This is a genomic window from Actinacidiphila sp. bgisy167, from assembly GCF_057707665.1.
This window is the reverse complement of sequence record NZ_JBYIQP010000077.1, coordinates 1-15,350: the sequence shown is the minus strand read 5'-3', so window position 1 is coordinate 15,350 and position 15,350 is coordinate 1. Positions and strand designations below refer to the sequence as shown.

Genomic DNA, 15,350 nt, shown 5'->3' with positions numbered 1-15,350 from the left:
CATTCGTGCGGCCTGGGACCGGTTCGCGCCGGTCACGGACTTCATCGTCATATGCGCTCCGGACCCGGAAGGGCCGCCTCCCGCAACCGTTAGTGTGGGGGCCCGTCCGAGACGCCCAAGGCGTCGTCCGAAGTCCAGCGAACCGGGGCCCGAACCTCGATGTCCGTGAACAGTTCAGCCGGGACTCAATACGCCTCCCAGGCACCGGAGTTCCCGCGCCACGTCGTCACCGCCGTACTCGTCGCCCACGACGGTGCCCGCTGGCTGCCCAACGCGCTCTCGGGCCTGGTCTCCCAGGACCGCCCCGTCCAGGACGTCATCGCGGCCGACACCGGCAGCGCCGACGACTCCGCCCGCCTGCTCGCCGAGAGCCTCGGCGACCACCGCGTCCTGCACCTCGCCCGGCGCAGCGGCTTCGGCGCCGCCGTCGACGAGTGCGTACGCGCCGCCGAGCCCCTGACCGAGGAGCACCTGCCCTACCTGGCACGGCGCAGCAGCTGGGACCCGGCCACCCGCACCTGGAACGACGACGCCTACGACGAGCCCGACCAGCCGCACGGGGAACCCGTGCAGTGGCTGTGGCTGCTCCACGACGACTGCGAGCCCGCCCCCGACGCCCTGCTCCACCTCCTGCGGGTCGCAGACTCCTCGCCGTCCGCCGCGGTCATCGGCCCCAAGCTGCGCAGCTGGTACGACCGGCGCCAACTGCTGGAGGTCGGCTTCTCCATCGCCCGCAGCGGCCGCCGCTGGACCGGCCTGGAGCGCCGCGAGCAGGACCAGGGCCAGCACGACCAGGTCCGCCAGGTGCTCGCGGTCTCCAGCGCGGGCATGCTGGTGCGCCGCGACGTGTGGGAGGACCTCGGCGGATTCGACCGTCGGCTGCCCCTCATGCGCGACGACGTCGACTTCTGCTGGCGCGCCCAGTCCGCCGGCCACACCGTCCTCGTCGCCCCCGACGCCGTCCTGCGGCACGCAGAGGCGGCCTCCCGCGAGCGCCGCCCCGTCGACTGCGCCGGCCGCTCCGCCGTCGACCCGCACCGCGTCGACAAGGCAGGGGCCGTCTACACGCTGCTGGCCAACACCCGCGGCGTCCTGCTGCCGTACGTCTTCGCGCGCGTCGTGCTCGGCACCGTGCTGCGCACCCTGGCCTACCTCGTCGGCAAGGTCCCCGGACAGGCCGTCGACGAGATGACCGGACTGCTGTCGGTCCTGCTCCGCCCCGGGCGCCTCCTCAGCGCCCGCCGACAGCGCTCGCGGGCCGTCGTCCCGCCCTCCGAGCTGCGGTCGCTCTTCCCGCCGCCGGGCGCGACCGTACGGGCCACCGTCGAGCAGGTCGTCAGCAACGTGTCCGGCCGCGCGGCCGCCGAGGCCTCCTCCGCCGGACGCCACGGCGGCGGACTGGACTCCGGGCCCAGCGGCGGCGACGACGACGGCGAGTTCCTGGAGGTCGAGCAGTTCGCGCTGCTCAAGCGCATCGCCCGGCAGCCCGCCCCGATGCTCTTCGCCGTCCTGCTGCTCTTCTCCCTCATCGCCTGCCGCGCGCTCCTCGGCGGCGGCGCCCTGGCCGGCGGCGCGCTGCTGCCCGCCCCCGCCGACGCCTCCGACCTGTGGGGCTCCTACCTCGGCGCCTGGCACTCCCTCGGTGTCGGCAGCACCGAGACCGCGCCGCCCTACCTGGCGATCGTGGCCACCCTCTCGAGCGTCCTGCTCGGCAGCTCCGGCCTCGCGCTGACCGTGCTCCTGGTCGCCTCGGTGCCGCTCGCCGGCCTCAGCGCCTACTTCGCGTCGCGCCCGCTGGTCGGCTCCCGGCTGCTGCGCGCCTGGGGCGCTGTCGCGTACGCCTTCCTGCCCGCCGCGACCGGCGCCCTCGCCGGCGGCCGGCTCGGCACCGCCGTCCTGGCCGTCCTGCTCCCGCTCATGGCCCGCGCCGCCGTCTCTGCCGCGGGACTGCGGATGTCCGCCGACGCCGTCGACCGCGGCCTGCGGCCCGGCTGGCGGGCCGCCTGGGCGGTCGCGCTGCTGCTGACGATCACCACCGCCTTCACCCCCATCGCCTGGCTGATCGCGCTGGTGCTCGTCGGCGCCGCCCTCGCCACGCGCGTCGTCCGGGGCCAGAGCCGGCTCCTCGTCCCGCTGGCCCTGCGGGCGGCGGCCGTCCTCGGCGCGCCCATGGTGGTGCTCGCTCCCTGGTCGCTGGGGCTGCTCACCCACCCCCGGCGCTTCCTCGACGAGGCCGGCCTGCCCTTCGGCGCCCGGTCGGCCACCGCCACCGACCTCCTCCTGATCAACCCCGGCGGCCCGGGCGCCGCCGGGGGCTTCCTGCTCGCGGGCATCGTCCTGGCCGCGCTGGCGGCCCTGGTGCGCGCCGAGCGCCGCTCGGCCATCGTCACCGCCTGGGTGGGCGCCCTGACCGGCCTGGTCTTCGCCGTAGTCGCCAACACCACCGCCTGGGCCGGCCCCGCCACCCTCGTCTACGGCATCGCCCTGCTGGCCGCCGCCGCGGTGGGCGCCGAGGGCGCCAATGAGCGGATCGCCGCCTCCGGCTTCGGCTGGCGCCAGCCCGTCGCCGCACTCGTGGCCCTGGCCGCCGTGCTCGCCCCGCTGTCCGCGGCCGTCGGCTGGATGGCCGGCGGCGCCGACGGACCGCTGGAGCGCCGCGACCCCACCCAGGTGCCCGCCTTCGTCGCCGAGGAGAGCAACACCGGCGACCAGGCCCGCACCCTCGTCGTCTCGGGCACTCCCGACCACGTCTCGTACGCCCTCGTCCGCGGCGCCGGCACCCGGCTCGGCGACGCCGAGATCGCCGCCGCGAGCGGTGCCGACCCCCGGCTCGACAAGATCGTCGGCAATCTGGTGGCAGGCTCCGGCGCCGACCAGGCCAGCCAGCTCGGCGGCTACGCCGTCCGCTACGTCCTCGTCCAGAGCGGCGCCCCGCGCCAGGTCAGCCGCACCCTTGACAGCACCCCCGGCCTGTCCCGGCTCAGCCAGGCCGACGGCAGCGCCCTGTGGCGGGTGGACGACGACGTCGCACGCGTCACGATCGTCCAGCCGTCCACCGGCGGAGAGGCCGGCGGCAGCGACGACACCGGCGCCAAGGGCGGCGCCGGTGAGGACACCGCCGCCGGCACCGAGACCGTCGCCTCCGGCAAGGTCGAGGCACACACCACCATCTCGACCGGCCCGGAGGGTCGCGTGCTGCGCCTCGCCGACCGCGCCGCGCCCGGCTGGACGGCCACCCTCGACGGCAGGGAACTCACCGCCACCACCGTCGACGGCTGGGCCCAGGGCTTCCGGCTCCCCAGCAGCGGCGGCCGGCTCGACCTCGTCTACGACGACCCCTTCACCCACACCCTGTGGCTGTGGCTCCAGGGCTTCCTCGGCCTGGTCCTCGTCGTCATGGCCCTGCCGGGCCGGCGCCGCGAGGTCGACGACGACCTGCCCGACACGGAGGCCGAGCCGGTGCCCGCCGCCGCGGGCATCCCCGCGCAGGGAGGCGACGGCCGCCGCGCCCGCCGGCTGCGCGCCGCCGCCGACGCCGAGCCCGAGGCCCAGGGCGCCGGTCAGGGCGCGGCCCACGGGGACGGGGAAGAGGAGGCGTACGACGCCCCCGCCGCTTCCCGGGCCGACGGGACCTCTCACCAGGAGCAGGCCGAGTACGCGCAGTACGCCGAGTACGACCCGTACGCCGCCGGCCCCCGGGAGGACGACCCCTACGGCCAGGAGCAGTGGGCCGCGGACTACCGCAGCGACTACGGCTACGAGCAGCCCGCCGCCCAGCCCCAGGAGCAGGCCTATGACCCGTACGGCTACGGCCGGCAGGCCCCGCAGCCCGGCCACGACCGGCAGGGCTACGACTCCCAGGGCTACGAGCAGCAGGGCTACGAGCAGCAGGGCTACGAACAGCAGCCGCAGGGCTACGACGCCTCGTACGCCCCGTACGGCAACCACGACACCGACACGTACGGCACGGACGCCTACGGCACGGACGGCTACCGCCGCGACGGGAGCAACCAGTGAACCGCAGCACCCTCTCCCTGATCGGCGTCGCCGTCGCGCTGGCCGCGGTCGCCGGCTTCGCCACCGTCACCGGCGCGGGCACCCCGGACGCCGCGCCCGCGGTGAGCGCGGCACGGCTGCCCGTCGAACGGTCCACGCTCGCCTGCCCGGTGCCCTCCGACTCGGACTTCGCCTCGACCACCTACACCGCCTTCACGCCCAAGGGGGACTCCGCCGGGGGGCCCGGGGCCGGGGGCACCGCGGCCCTGCTGCCCGCCGCGCCTGTCAACGGCAAGGCCGCCAAACGCAAGCCGGTCGCGCCGCTGAAGGAGGCCGGCACGCCGGTCACCGCGGTCACCGAGGCCGCCGACGCCCCCGCCCTCATCGGCACCGCCGACGGGGCGCTCGCCCCCGGCTGGACCGTGCAGCAGACCACTGTCGTCGACGCGGGCCCGGCCCGGGCGGTGCTCGGCACCTCCTGCGCCGTCCCGGACAGCGAGTTCTGGTTCCCCGGCGTCAGCACCGGCGCCGACCGGCAGGACTACGTCCACCTGACCAACCCGGACGACACCGCCGCCGTGGTCGACCTCCGGCTCTACGGCGACAAGGGCGAGGTCAAGACCACCACCACCGACGGCATCACCGTGCCGCCGGGCGCGACCGTCCCCGTCCTGCTCTCCACGCTCACCACGGAGAAGTCCGACACCCTCACCCTGCACGTCAGCGCTCGCAGCGGCCGGGTGGGCGCCACCGTGGAGGCCGAGGACGCCAAGGCCGGCGGCGACTGGCTGCCCGCCGCCGCGGACCCCGCCGCCGAGGCCGTCATGCCCGGCATCCCCGGCGACGCCACCGAGGTCCGCCTGGTGGTCTACGCGACCGGCGACAGCGACGCCGACCTCAAGCTGCGGCTCGCCTCCTCGAGCGGTGAGATCACCCCGGCCGGGCACGAGACCGTCCACGTCAAGAGCGGTATGACCACCGCCGTCGACCTCGGCGACGTCACCAAGGGCGAGACCGGGTCGCTGCTCCTGAGCCCGACCGAGCCCGCGCGCAAGGCCCCCGTGGTCGCCGCCCTGCGGATCACCCGCGGCAAGGGCGCCAACCGGGAGACCGCCTTCCTGCCCGCCACCGCCCCCGTCGGCGACCGCGCCACCGCCGCCGACAACCGCACCAAGGGCTCGACGATCGCCCTCACCGCGCCCGAGGCCGACGCCGCCGTGCGGGTCGTCACCTCCGCCTCGACGAAGGGCGGCGAGCCCGTCACCAAGAATGTCCCGGTCAAGCGCGGCACGACGGTCGTCCTGTCGCCGCCCGCCCCCTCCGAGGGCAAGGGCGCCTTCGCCGTCACGGTGGAAGCCGCCTCGGGCGGTCCCGTCTACGCCTCCCGCATGCTCGCCCTGCCGGAGGACGGCGTCCCGATGTTCACCATCCAGACGATGCCGGACGACCGCGGCCTGGTCGCCGTCCCGCGGACCGAGGAAGACCTGTCCATCCTGAACCGCTGACGGCCCGGGGCTCCCGAGCTCCCGTGTCGCCGGCCCCCGGGCCCCGGCGTCCGCACATGCCGGGGTCGACGGGGGCACACGGGATGCCGGGGGCCGACGCCGCGAGGGCCGGGGCCGCCGCGGGCCGGCGCCGGCAGGGCTGACCGTCGGCTAACCCTCCCCGTACCGGGGGTCGACGTTCTCCGGCGACAGCCCCAGCAGCTCGGCCACCTGCTCCACCACCACGTCGTGCACGAGCAGCGCCCGCTCCTCGTGGCTCTTGGCCCGGATCTCCACCGGCCGCCGGTACACCACGATGCGGTGCGGGGCGCCCTTGTGCCCGCCGATCAGCCGCCCCAGCGGCACCCCGTCGTCGAACCGGCCCTTGGCCGCGGCGCCATCGGCCCCGTTCACCGGCCAGGGCACCTCCTGCACCGCGAACTCCACCTCCGCCAGCTGCGGCCAGCGCCGCTCCAGCCGGTCCGCCGCGTCGCGCACCAGGTCGTCGAAGGCGTCGGCGCGGGTGCGCGCGAGCGGCACCTGCGGGGGCGCGATGGGGCCGCGCATGCCGCGACCGTGTCGGTCGCGGCGGCGCTGGCGCGGGGCGGGCGAAGGGGTGTCCATCACCTCTGAGAGTAGCCGTCGCGAGCCCCGGGCATGCGGCTCCGTGACCGCTGCCACCACCACGTGGGTACCAGGACCGGACATCCTCGTCGATGTCGCGGAATGTACGGTCGTCCGCTCCCCGCGTCCCGGCTGATTCGCCGCCCCGACCGCCCCGGCGATCGCTCTTGTCGCCCTTTGTTCCGTTTGCTGATCGGCGCGCTCGTAAGGGCCCCGTATTTTTCCGGCCCCTTTGCAGGTCAGGGGTGTTGACCGCGAGTCGGACCTTCCCGGCCAACCCGGACGACACGACGGGATGAGCTCCGGTGGAGTCGTCGCGGCCCGCTCAAGAGTGCGGTACCGTCCAACATCGTGAGCCCTGTACGTCGCTGTTCGCGCACCGCGTGTGGCCGTCCCGCCGTCGCGACGCTGACGTACGTCTACGCGGATTCCACCGCCGTCCTCGGGCCGCTCGCCACCTACGCGGAACCCCACTGCTACGACCTGTGCTCCGAGCACTCCGAGCGCCTCACCGCCCCCCGCGGCTGGGAGGTCGTACGGCTCGCCACGGACACCGGCCCTACCCGCCCCAGCGGCGACGACCTCGAAGCGCTCGCCAACGCCGTACGCGAGGCCGCCCGCCCCCAGGAACGCGAGGGCAACGGCACCAACGGCCGCGGCGGCGACCCCATGGAGATCGCCCGCCGCGGGCACCTGCGCGTCCTGCGCTCGCCCGACTCCTGACCGGCGCCCGCTCCACGGCCGTCGCCGGCCGTCTCCGGCCCCCCGCGCCGCCTCCCCGTGCCCACCGGGGACCCTCATGGGCCCGCCCGGATCCGCCGGGTAGGTTGGCTCTTGCCACGATCCATCCACCGGCAACCGGATTCCAGAGCGGAGCACAGCGGTGACCGACCTCTCCCAGCTCGTGAAGGCTTACGACGTCCGCGGAGTCGTCCCCGACCAGTGGGGCGAACCGCTCGCCGAACTCTTCGGCGCGGCCTTTGTGACCGTGACCGGCGCCGACGCGATCGTGACGGGCCACGACATGCGGCCCTCGTCGCCCGGCCTGTCCCAGGCCTTCGCCCGCGGCGCGGCCTCGCGCGGCGCCAAGGTCACCGAGATCGGCCTCTGCTCCACCGACCAGCTGTACTTCGCCAGCGGCAAACTCGACCTGCCCGGCGCGATGTTCACCGCCAGCCACAACCCGGCGCAGTACAACGGCATCAAGATGTGCCGCGCGGGCGCCGCCCCCGTGGGCCAGGACACCGGGCTCGCCGAGATCCGCCGGCTCGTCGAGGAGTGGTCCGAGACCGGCCTCCCGGCGAGCGACGCCACCCCCGGCGAGGTCACCCGGCGCGACATGCTCGCCGACTACGCCGCCCACCTGCGCACCCTGGTCGACATCGGCTCCATCCGGCGCCTGAAGGTCGTCGTCGACGCGGGCAACGGCATGGGCGGTCACACCGTCCCCACCGTCTTCGACGGGCTGCCCATCGACCTCGTCCCGATGTACTTCGAGCTCGACGGCACCTTCCCCAACCACGAGGCCAACCCCCTCGACCCCAAGAACATCGTCGACCTGCAGGAGAAGGTGCGCGAGACCGGCGCCGACATCGGCATCGCCTTCGACGGCGACGCCGACCGCTGCTTCGTCGTCGACGAGCGCGGCGAACCCGTCTCGCCGTCCGCGATCACCGCCCTGGTCGCCGCCCGCGAACTGGCCAAGCACCCCGGCTCCACCGTCATCCACAACCTGATCACCTCCTGGACCGTGCCCGAGGTCGTCAAGGAGCACGGCGGGACGCCCGTCCGCACCCGCGTCGGCCACTCCTTCATCAAGCAGGAGATGGCCCGCACCGGCGCCGTCTTCGGCGGCGAGCACTCCGCCCACTACTACTTCCGCGACTTCTGGAACGCCGACACCGGCATGCTCGCCGCGCTCCACGTCCTCGCCGCCCTCGGCGGCCAGGACGGCCCGCTGTCCGCGCTCGTCGCCGAGTACGACCGCTACGCCGCCTCCGGCGAGATCAACACCGCCGTCGACGACCAGGCCGGCCGCACCGCCGCCGTCCGCGCGGCCTACGCCGACCGCCCGGGCACCGGCGTGGACGAACTCGACGGCCTCACGGTCACCGGCGAGGACTGGTGGTTCAACCTCCGCCCCTCCAACACCGAGCCGCTGCTGCGACTCAACGTGGAGGCCCGCCACCCCGAGCTCATGGCCGCCGTCCGCGACGAGGTCCTCGCCATCGTCCGCGCCTGACGGTGGCACCGCCGCAGAAGTCCGCGCCTGACGGCGGCACCGCCGCAGGGGCAAGCGCCGGAGGAGGCCCGCCGCAGGGGCACCGCCCCAGCAGTCGGCGCACACTGCACCTCCTCCGGCGCAGGCCGGGGCCCCGCCGCGGTCACGCGGGCCCGGCCCCCCGGCGATAGGCTGAATCCGCCGGTCGGACCCGTACGCCGCACGCGGCGGCCACCCGGAACCACGACGACACCACGACCACAGGGGAGACGCCACCCATGCCGCTCGTCGAAGCCAGCCTTCTGGAGATCCTCGCCTGCCCCGCCTGCCACGCACCGCTGCGCGAGGACGTCGAGGCCACCGAGCTCGTCTGCACCTCCGCCGACTGCGGCCTGGCCTACCCCGTGCGCGACGACATCCCCGTCCTCCTCGTCGACGAGGCCCGCCGGCCCGCCTAGCCGCGCCCGCACGACAACCCGGCGCCGCGCCGCAGCATGCGCACCCACGGCAGCCGGCGCACGGCAGGTCCCGCCGTACGCCCCTGCGGTCAGGACACCCCCACCGCACGGCGCCCCGCGACACCCGACACAACCGGACCGGACCGGAGGTCACCCCCGATGCTGGACGAGACGCTGCTCGACGACCCCGACGCCCTCGCCCGCGCTGACACCCGCGGCCTGCTCCTCGGCGTCGCCGCCGCCGGCGCCCGCGTCCGCACCGCCGCACGCCTCGCCCACGAGGCAGGCGTCGGCGGACTCAAGCCCGACGGCCGCCCCCGCAGCGTCCTTGTCGCCGGACCGGGCGCGGTCGCCGTCGCCGCCGTCGCCGAACTGCTGGCCGCCCTCGGCAACGGCAGCGGTCCTGTGCTGTCCCTGCACCCCACCGGCCCCGCACCATACGACCTGCGCTGGGCCCTCCCCGGTTGGGCCGGCCCCGTGGACCTGCTGCTCATCGCCAGCCCCGCCGGCACCGAAGCCGGCCTCGCCGAGCTCATCGAGCAGGCCTACCGGCGCGGCTGCACCGTCGCCGCCGTCGTCCCCGCCGGCTCACCGATCGCCGAGGCGATCCAGCAGGTGCGCGGTATGGTCCTGCCGTACGCCCCCGCCCCCGACCCCGCGTCCGTCGCGGGCGTCCTCGGCGAGGCCGCCGACCCCGCCGAAGACCTCGGCGCCTTCTGGGCGCTGCTCACCCCGCTGCTCGCCCTCGGCGACCGCATCGGCCTGCTCGCCGCACCGCCCGACGCCATCGAGCGCGTCGCCGACCGCCTCGACGACGTCGCCGGACGCTGCGGCCCCGCGACCGCCACCTACAGCAACCCCGCCAAGGCGCTCGCCTCCGAACTCGCCGAATCCCTGCCGCTGATGTGGAGCGACGGACCGGTCGCCGCCGTCGCCGCCCGCCGCTTCGCCGCGGCCATCGCCGCCCGCGCCGGCCGCCCCGCCCTGCACGGCGAACTCCCCGAGGCGCTCGACACCCACGGCGCGCTGCTCGCCGGCTCCCTGGCCGGCGCCCTCGACCCCGAGGACTTCTTCCGCGACCGCGTCGACGAGCCCGAGGACCTGCGCCTGCGCGTCGTGCTCCTGCACCGCACCGGCAACGGCGCCGCGAGCTCCGCCCCGCTCGCCCGGGAACTCGCCACGACCCACGACACCCCGATGAGCGAACTCGCCCCCGCCGAGGGGGGCGACCTGGAATCCGCGGTCGAACTCCTCGCCGTCACGGATTTCGCCTCCGTTTACCTCGCCATCACCTCGACCGGGAGATCATGAGCGCATGGACCGCCTGACCAACACCACCCGCCCGTACGCCTGGGGATCCACCACGGCCATCCCCGAACTGCTCGGCGCCACCCCCACGGGCGAGCCGCAGGCCGAACTCTGGATGGGGGCCCACCCCGGCGCCCCCTCCCGCGTCGACCGCGGCAACGGTCCGACACCGCTCGACCAGGTCATCGCCGCCGACCCCGAAGGCGAACTCGGCACCCCCGCCGTCGAACGCTTCGGCCCACGGCTGCCCTTCCTGCTCAAGCTCCTCGCCGCCGGCTCTCCCCTGTCCCTGCAGGTGCACCCCGACCTCGCCCAGGCAGCCGCCGGCTTCGCCGACGAGGAGGCCCGCGGCATCCCCGTCGACGCCCCGCACCGGAACTACAAGGACGCCAACCACAAGCCGGAGATGATCGTCGCGCTCACCCCCTTCGAGGGGCTCTGCGGCTTCCGCTCCCCCGAGGAGACCGCGCACCTCCTCACCGGCTTCGGCGTCGACTCCCTCAAGCCCTACGTCGACAGCCTGCGCGCCCAGCCCGAGGAGGCGGCCCTCCGCGAAGTCCTCACCGCCGTGCTCGGAGCCGACCGCGAGACCATGGCAGACACCGTGGCGGAAGCCGCCGAGGCCGCCGGCCGCCGCGCCGCCGAGGGCGGAGCGCACGCCGACGCGTACGCCGCCTACGCCGCCATCGCCCACGCCTACCCGGGCGACCCCGGTGTCATCGCCGCCATGCTCCTCAACCACGTCCGCCTCCAGCCCGGCGAGGCGCTCTTCCTCGGCGCCGGCATACCCCACGCCTACCTCAGCGGCCTCGGCGTCGAGATCATGGCCAACTCCGACAACGTCCTGCGCTGCGGCCTCACCCCCAAGCACGTCGACATCCCCGAACTGCTGCGCATCGTCAGCTTCCAGGCGGGCGACGCCGGCATCCTGCGCCCCGAGGCGTCCCCCGACGGCGAGGAGCTCTACCGAACCCCCATCGACGAGTTCCGGCTCTCCCGCTACTCGCTCGCCGCCGGCGCCGCCCCCCGCACTCCCCACGACCGCACCGCCCAGATCCTGCTCTGCACCGAGGGCACCGCCACACTGCGCGCGCCCGGCGACCCCACGGCGCCCGAAGTGACCCTGCGCCAGGGCCAGTCCGCCTACGTCCCAGCCGGCGAGCAGGTCCAACTCGCGGGCGCGGGAACGGTCTTCCGGGCCACGGTGGTGGCCTGACGCATCGGGCCCACCCACGGCCTGCAACAATGTCCCGCCGTAACGCCGTAAAGACCGGGCAAAGACCGGGGCCGAGGGAAGGGACCAACACCACTCATGAGCGCGTCAGGCGGAACCAAGGCGATCGTCGCCGCATTGGGCGCCAACCTCGCCATCGCGGTGAGCAAGTTCGTGGCGTTCGCCTTCAGCGGCTCCTCCTCCATGCTCGCCGAGGGCGTGCACTCGGTGGCCGACTCGGGCAACCAGGCGCTGCTCCTGCTCGGCGGCAGGAAGGCCAAGAAGGAGGCCACCGAGGAGCACCCCTTCGGCTACGGCCGTGAGCGGTACATCTACGGCTTCCTCGTCTCCATCGTGCTGTTCACCATCGGTGGCGTCTTCGCGCTCTACGAGGGCTACGAGAAGGTGCGGCACCCCCACGAGATCGAGGCCTGGTACTGGCCCATCGGCGTCCTCGTCTTCGCGATCATCGCCGAGGGCTTCTCCTTCCGCACCGCGGTCAAGGAATCCAACGCGGTCCGCGGGAAGCAGACCTGGAGCCAGTTCATCCGCACCGCCAAGGCCCCCGAGCTCCCCGTCGTCCTCCTGGAGGACCTCGGCGCCCTCGTCGGCCTCGTGCTCGCCCTCGTCGGCGTCGGCCTGTCCCTGATCACCGGCGACGGCGTCTGGGACGGCATCGGCACCCTCTGCATCGGCACCCTCCTCGTCGTCATCGCCATCGTCCTCGCGTCCGAGACCAAGTCGCTGCTCCTCGGCGAGGCCGCCGGCCCCGAGGTCGTCGCCCGTATCCGCGAGGCCATCGTCGACGGGGACACCGTCTCCCGCGTGATCCACATGCGCACCCTCCACCTCGGCCCGGAGGAACTCCTCGTCGCCGCCAAGATCGCCGTGCGGCACGACGACAAGGCCACCGAGATCGCCCGCGCCATCGACGCCGCCGAGGCCCGCATCCGGGAGGCCGCACCCATCGCCCGCGTCATCTACCTCGAGCCGGACGTCTACCGCGAGTCCTCGGCCGCTCCCGCCGCACCCACGGCGGACTGACCCCCTTCGCACGACCCGCACGCACGTTCCGGACGTGCCCGGCCCCTCGGTGTAGATTCGTCCCTAGCCAGACGTCGCTGCTGATGGCGGTCGGGCGGTCCGCTTCCGGGCCGGCCGAGGGAGAGAGGGCCTCCGACGGGCTGAGCCGCGGTCGCGGGAAACGCATGTCCGCATGCCTTGCCCCGCCCCGCAGCGGAAAGCCGATGTCCGTTCTGGAAGCACTCCACGAGGAGACTGCATGTCCCCCGTCACCAACGACTTCAAGGTCGCCGACCTCTCCTTGGCCGCCTTCGGCCGCAAGGAGATCACCCTCGCCGAGCACGAGATGCCCGGCCTCATGGCCCTCCGCGAGGAGTACGCGGCCACACAGCCGCTGGCCGGAGCCCGCATCACCGGTTCCCTGCACATGACCGTGCAGACCGCCGTCCTCATCGAGACCCTGGTCGCCCTCGGCGCACAGGTCCGCTGGGCCTCCTGCAACATCTTCTCCACGCAGGACCACGCCGCGGCCGCCGTCGCCGTCGGCCCCCACGGCACCGCGGAGAACCCGCAGGGCGTCCCCGTCTTCGCCTGGAAGGGCGAGACCCTCGAAGAGTACTGGTGGTGCACGGAGCAGGCCCTCACCTGGGCCGACGCCCCCACCGGCGGCCCGAACATGATCCTCGACGACGGCGGGGACGCCACCCTGCTCGTCCACAAGGGCGTCGAGTTCGAAAAGGCCGGCCAGGTCCCCGACCCCTCCACCGCCGACAGCGACGAGTACCGGGAGATCCTGACCCTCCTGACCCGCACCCTCGGCGAGAACCCGCAGAAGTGGACCCAGCTCTCCTCCGAGATCCGCGGCGTCACCGAGGAGACCACCACCGGCGTCCACCGCCTGTACGAGATGCAGCGCGACGGCACCCTGCTGTTCCCGGCGATCAACGTCAACGACGCCGTCACCAAGTCGAAGTTCGACAACAAGTACGGCTGCCGCCACTCCCTCATCGACGGCATCAACCGCGCCACCGACGTCCTCATCGGCGGCAAGGTCGCCGTCGTCTGCGGCTACGGCGACGTCGGAAAGGGCTGCGCCGAGTCGCTGCGCGGCCAGGGCGCCCGCGTCATCATCACCGAGATCGACCCGATCAACGCCCTCCAGGCGGCGATGGACGGCTACCAGGTCACCGTGCTCGAGGACGTCGTCGAGACCGCCGACATCTTCGTCACCACGACCGGCAACCGCGACATCATCCTCGCCGAGCACATGCAGCGCATGAAGCACCAGGCGATCGTCGGAAACATCGGCCACTTCGACAACGAGATCGACATGGCCGGCCTCGCCAAGATCCCGGGGATCGTCAAGGACGAGGTCAAGCCCCAGGTCCACACCTGGACCTTCTCCGACGGCAAGGTCCTGATCGTGCTGTCCGAGGGCCGCCTGCTCAACCTGGGCAACGCCACCGGCCACCCCTCGTTCGTGATGTCCAACTCCTTCTCCGACCAGACGCTGGCCCAGATCGAGCTGTTCACCAAGCCCGAGGAGTACCCGATCGGCGTCTACGTCCTTCCCAAGCAGCTCGACGAGAAGGTCGCCCGTCTCCACCTCGACGCCCTCGGCGTCAAGCTGACCACCCTGCGCCCGGAGCAGGCCGCCTACATCGGCGTCCCGGTGGAGGGCCCCTACAAGCCGGACCACTACCGCTACTGACGCCGGCCGGGCCGTTCGGGCGACAGCCCGGCACCGGTCCCGCACGCGGCGCAGGCCCCACACGGCAGGCCCCCGCCCCCGGCGGGGGCCTGCCGTGTGGGGCCCCGGCCCGCTTTGTAAGGTCGAACCATGCCCCGCGGCCGCTACTCGTTCCACGACACCCACGACCACACCCCCCTCGGCAAAGAGCACTTCCACTGCGCCACCGGCCCCACCGGATGGCGGTACACCGCCCAGAACACCCACCCCGGCGGCGCCCACGCCGGCTCCGTCGACCTCACCATCGACGAACTCGGCCGCCCCATCCGCCTCGAGATGCACGCCGCGGGCTGGCAGGTCCGCGGTGCCGCCCTGGACGGCCTGACCTGGGTCCGCACCGATCCCTCCGGCGAACACGCTCAGGAGGGCAACGTCCCCGCGCACGCCTTCACCGGTGACTCGCCCGCGTTCTACATCGCCACCGCGCGGATGCTCCGGCTGCGCCCCGGCACCCCGGCCACCCGCGTACGCCTCGTAGCATTCCAGCCCCCCGTACTCGCGCCGCGCACCCTCGACCAGGCGTGGGCACTGGTCAAGAGCGAAACACACCCCACTGACAACGACCCTCTGCATGTGGACGAATACCAGGTCACCGATCTGGAGACCGGTGAACAGCACGCCGTCCACATCGCCGGCGACGTCGTCCTCTCCGCCCCGGGCATCGAACTCGAGGATCTCGAGTCGCCCCCGTCCAGCTTCCCCTCCACGGACTGACGCTGCCACGCCGGCCGACCCGAGTCGGAGGGGGCGGCCCAAGGACGCGGAGAACGTGGGACGAGGCGACGGGGACGTGGCGTACGTCCTCGGCACGGGAGCGCGAGCGCTCCCGTGGGCGAGACGGAGGACCGTGCGCCGGAGGACGTCGCGATCTCCCGCCCACGCGGCAGGACATGACGCGGTGGGGACCGACGCCGACGATGTGCGTCGGGCGCGGCCGACCTGCTAGTCTCCTCTTCGCCCCAGGGCATCTGTTGACACGGATGGCCGGGGGAGGTAGATTAGAGCAGTTGCCACGAACTAGACGCGTTCGTAGGCTGGCGGCTAGGATCTAGCCCGCTTCGAAAGACACCGATCGCAGAGCACCTCTCAGAAAGAACTTTCTGAGTGGCCTTTCGTGTCGCCGTCCGAAGAGGCGAAAACCCTGGCGGTAATCAGGCCCGGAAGAGTCTGATAAAGTCAGGAACGTCGAAAGGCGAAAGCCTGGAAGGCAAAACCCCGCTTCAGCAGGGGGCCGGAAACGAAGAGCGGAAACGCGAAACGGATCTGGTAAGGT

General features: G+C 73.6%; 11 protein-coding genes. 10 read left to right on the top strand and 1 reads right to left on the bottom strand.

The features are described from left to right. The first annotated feature begins 159 nt into the window (after positions 1–159). Both AC3ET4_RS24445 and AC3ET4_RS24440 read left to right on the top strand, forming a co-directional pair. Positions 160–4,017, top strand: coding sequence for a glycosyltransferase (locus AC3ET4_RS24445; RefSeq protein WP_431952913.1), 3,858 nt, complete (start codon positions 160–162; stop codon positions 4,015–4,017). Further along, the gene (locus tag AC3ET4_RS24440) at positions 4,014–5,501 is read left to right on the top strand and encodes a DUF5719 family protein (RefSeq protein WP_431952911.1); all 1,488 of its coding nucleotides are present in this window, start codon (positions 4,014–4,016) and stop codon (positions 5,499–5,501) included. The genes AC3ET4_RS24445 and AC3ET4_RS24440 overlap by 4 nt, the downstream gene beginning before the upstream one ends. Positions 5,502–5,651: 150 nt before the next feature. Here AC3ET4_RS24440 and AC3ET4_RS24435 read toward each other — a convergent pair whose 3' ends face one another. Further along, positions 5,652–6,104 (bottom strand): metallopeptidase family protein, encoded by a 453-nt coding sequence (locus AC3ET4_RS24435; RefSeq protein ID WP_431952909.1) that lies wholly within the window; start codon positions 6,102–6,104, stop codon positions 5,652–5,654. A 351-nt stretch (positions 6,105–6,455) separates the two neighbouring features. Here AC3ET4_RS24435 and AC3ET4_RS24430 point away from each other — a divergent pair, with 351 nt between their 5' ends. From AC3ET4_RS24430 to AC3ET4_RS24395, 8 genes are all read left to right on the top strand, one after another. Then, positions 6,456–6,827 (top strand): DUF3499 domain-containing protein, encoded by a 372-nt coding sequence (locus AC3ET4_RS24430; protein ID WP_431952908.1) that lies wholly within the window; start codon positions 6,456–6,458, stop codon positions 6,825–6,827. A 160-nt stretch (positions 6,828–6,987) separates the two neighbouring features. Then, positions 6,988–8,346 carry a phosphomannomutase/phosphoglucomutase gene (locus AC3ET4_RS24425; protein ID WP_431952906.1) on the top strand — a complete coding sequence of 453 codons (1,359 nt, stop codon included), beginning with the start codon at positions 6,988–6,990 and terminating at the stop codon, positions 8,344–8,346. 257 nt (positions 8,347–8,603) lie between these two features. Then, positions 8,604–8,783 (top strand): Trm112 family protein, encoded by a 180-nt coding sequence (locus AC3ET4_RS24420; protein ID WP_431952904.1) that lies wholly within the window; start codon positions 8,604–8,606, stop codon positions 8,781–8,783. Positions 8,784–8,942: 159 nt separating this feature from the next. Beyond that, positions 8,943–10,094, top strand: a complete 1,152-nt coding sequence (locus tag AC3ET4_RS24415) for an SIS domain-containing protein (RefSeq protein ID WP_431952902.1) — start codon at positions 8,943–8,945, stop codon at positions 10,092–10,094. A 4-nt stretch (positions 10,095–10,098) separates the two neighbouring features. Continuing rightward, positions 10,099–11,307, top strand: a complete 1,209-nt coding sequence (manA, locus tag AC3ET4_RS24410) for a mannose-6-phosphate isomerase, class I (protein ID WP_431952900.1) — start codon at positions 10,099–10,101, stop codon at positions 11,305–11,307. A gap of 96 nt (positions 11,308–11,403) precedes the next feature. Continuing rightward, positions 11,404–12,348, top strand: a complete 945-nt coding sequence (locus AC3ET4_RS24405) for a cation diffusion facilitator family transporter (RefSeq protein ID WP_431952898.1) — start codon at positions 11,404–11,406, stop codon at positions 12,346–12,348. A 238-nt stretch (positions 12,349–12,586) separates the two neighbouring features. Beyond that, complete coding sequence (gene ahcY, locus AC3ET4_RS24400; protein WP_431952896.1) at positions 12,587–14,038, top strand: adenosylhomocysteinase; 1,452 nt, start codon at positions 12,587–12,589, stop codon at positions 14,036–14,038. Between the two features lie 129 nt (positions 14,039–14,167). Next, positions 14,168–14,791, top strand: coding sequence for a hypothetical protein (locus AC3ET4_RS24395; protein ID WP_431952894.1), 624 nt, complete (start codon positions 14,168–14,170; stop codon positions 14,789–14,791). Positions 14,792–15,350: the final 559 nt, after the last annotated feature.

Coding starts and splice junctions, on each gene's coding strand:
- AC3ET4_RS24445 (WP_431952913.1), top strand. CDS start 160: ATGTCCGTGAACAGTTCAGCCGGGACTCAATACGCCTCCCAGGCACCG.
- AC3ET4_RS24435 (WP_431952909.1), bottom strand. CDS start 6,104: ATGGACACCCCTTCGCCCGCCCCGCGCCAGCGCCGCCGCGACCGACAC.
- AC3ET4_RS24420 (WP_431952904.1), top strand. CDS start 8,604: ATGCCGCTCGTCGAAGCCAGCCTTCTGGAGATCCTCGCCTGCCCCGCC.
- AC3ET4_RS24415 (WP_431952902.1), top strand. CDS start 8,943: ATGCTGGACGAGACGCTGCTCGACGACCCCGACGCCCTCGCCCGCGCT.
- manA (WP_431952900.1), top strand. CDS start 10,099: ATGGACCGCCTGACCAACACCACCCGCCCGTACGCCTGGGGATCCACC.
- AC3ET4_RS24405 (WP_431952898.1), top strand. CDS start 11,404: ATGAGCGCGTCAGGCGGAACCAAGGCGATCGTCGCCGCATTGGGCGCC.
- ahcY (WP_431952896.1), top strand. CDS start 12,587: ATGTCCCCCGTCACCAACGACTTCAAGGTCGCCGACCTCTCCTTGGCC.
- AC3ET4_RS24395 (WP_431952894.1), top strand. CDS start 14,168: ATGCCCCGCGGCCGCTACTCGTTCCACGACACCCACGACCACACCCCC.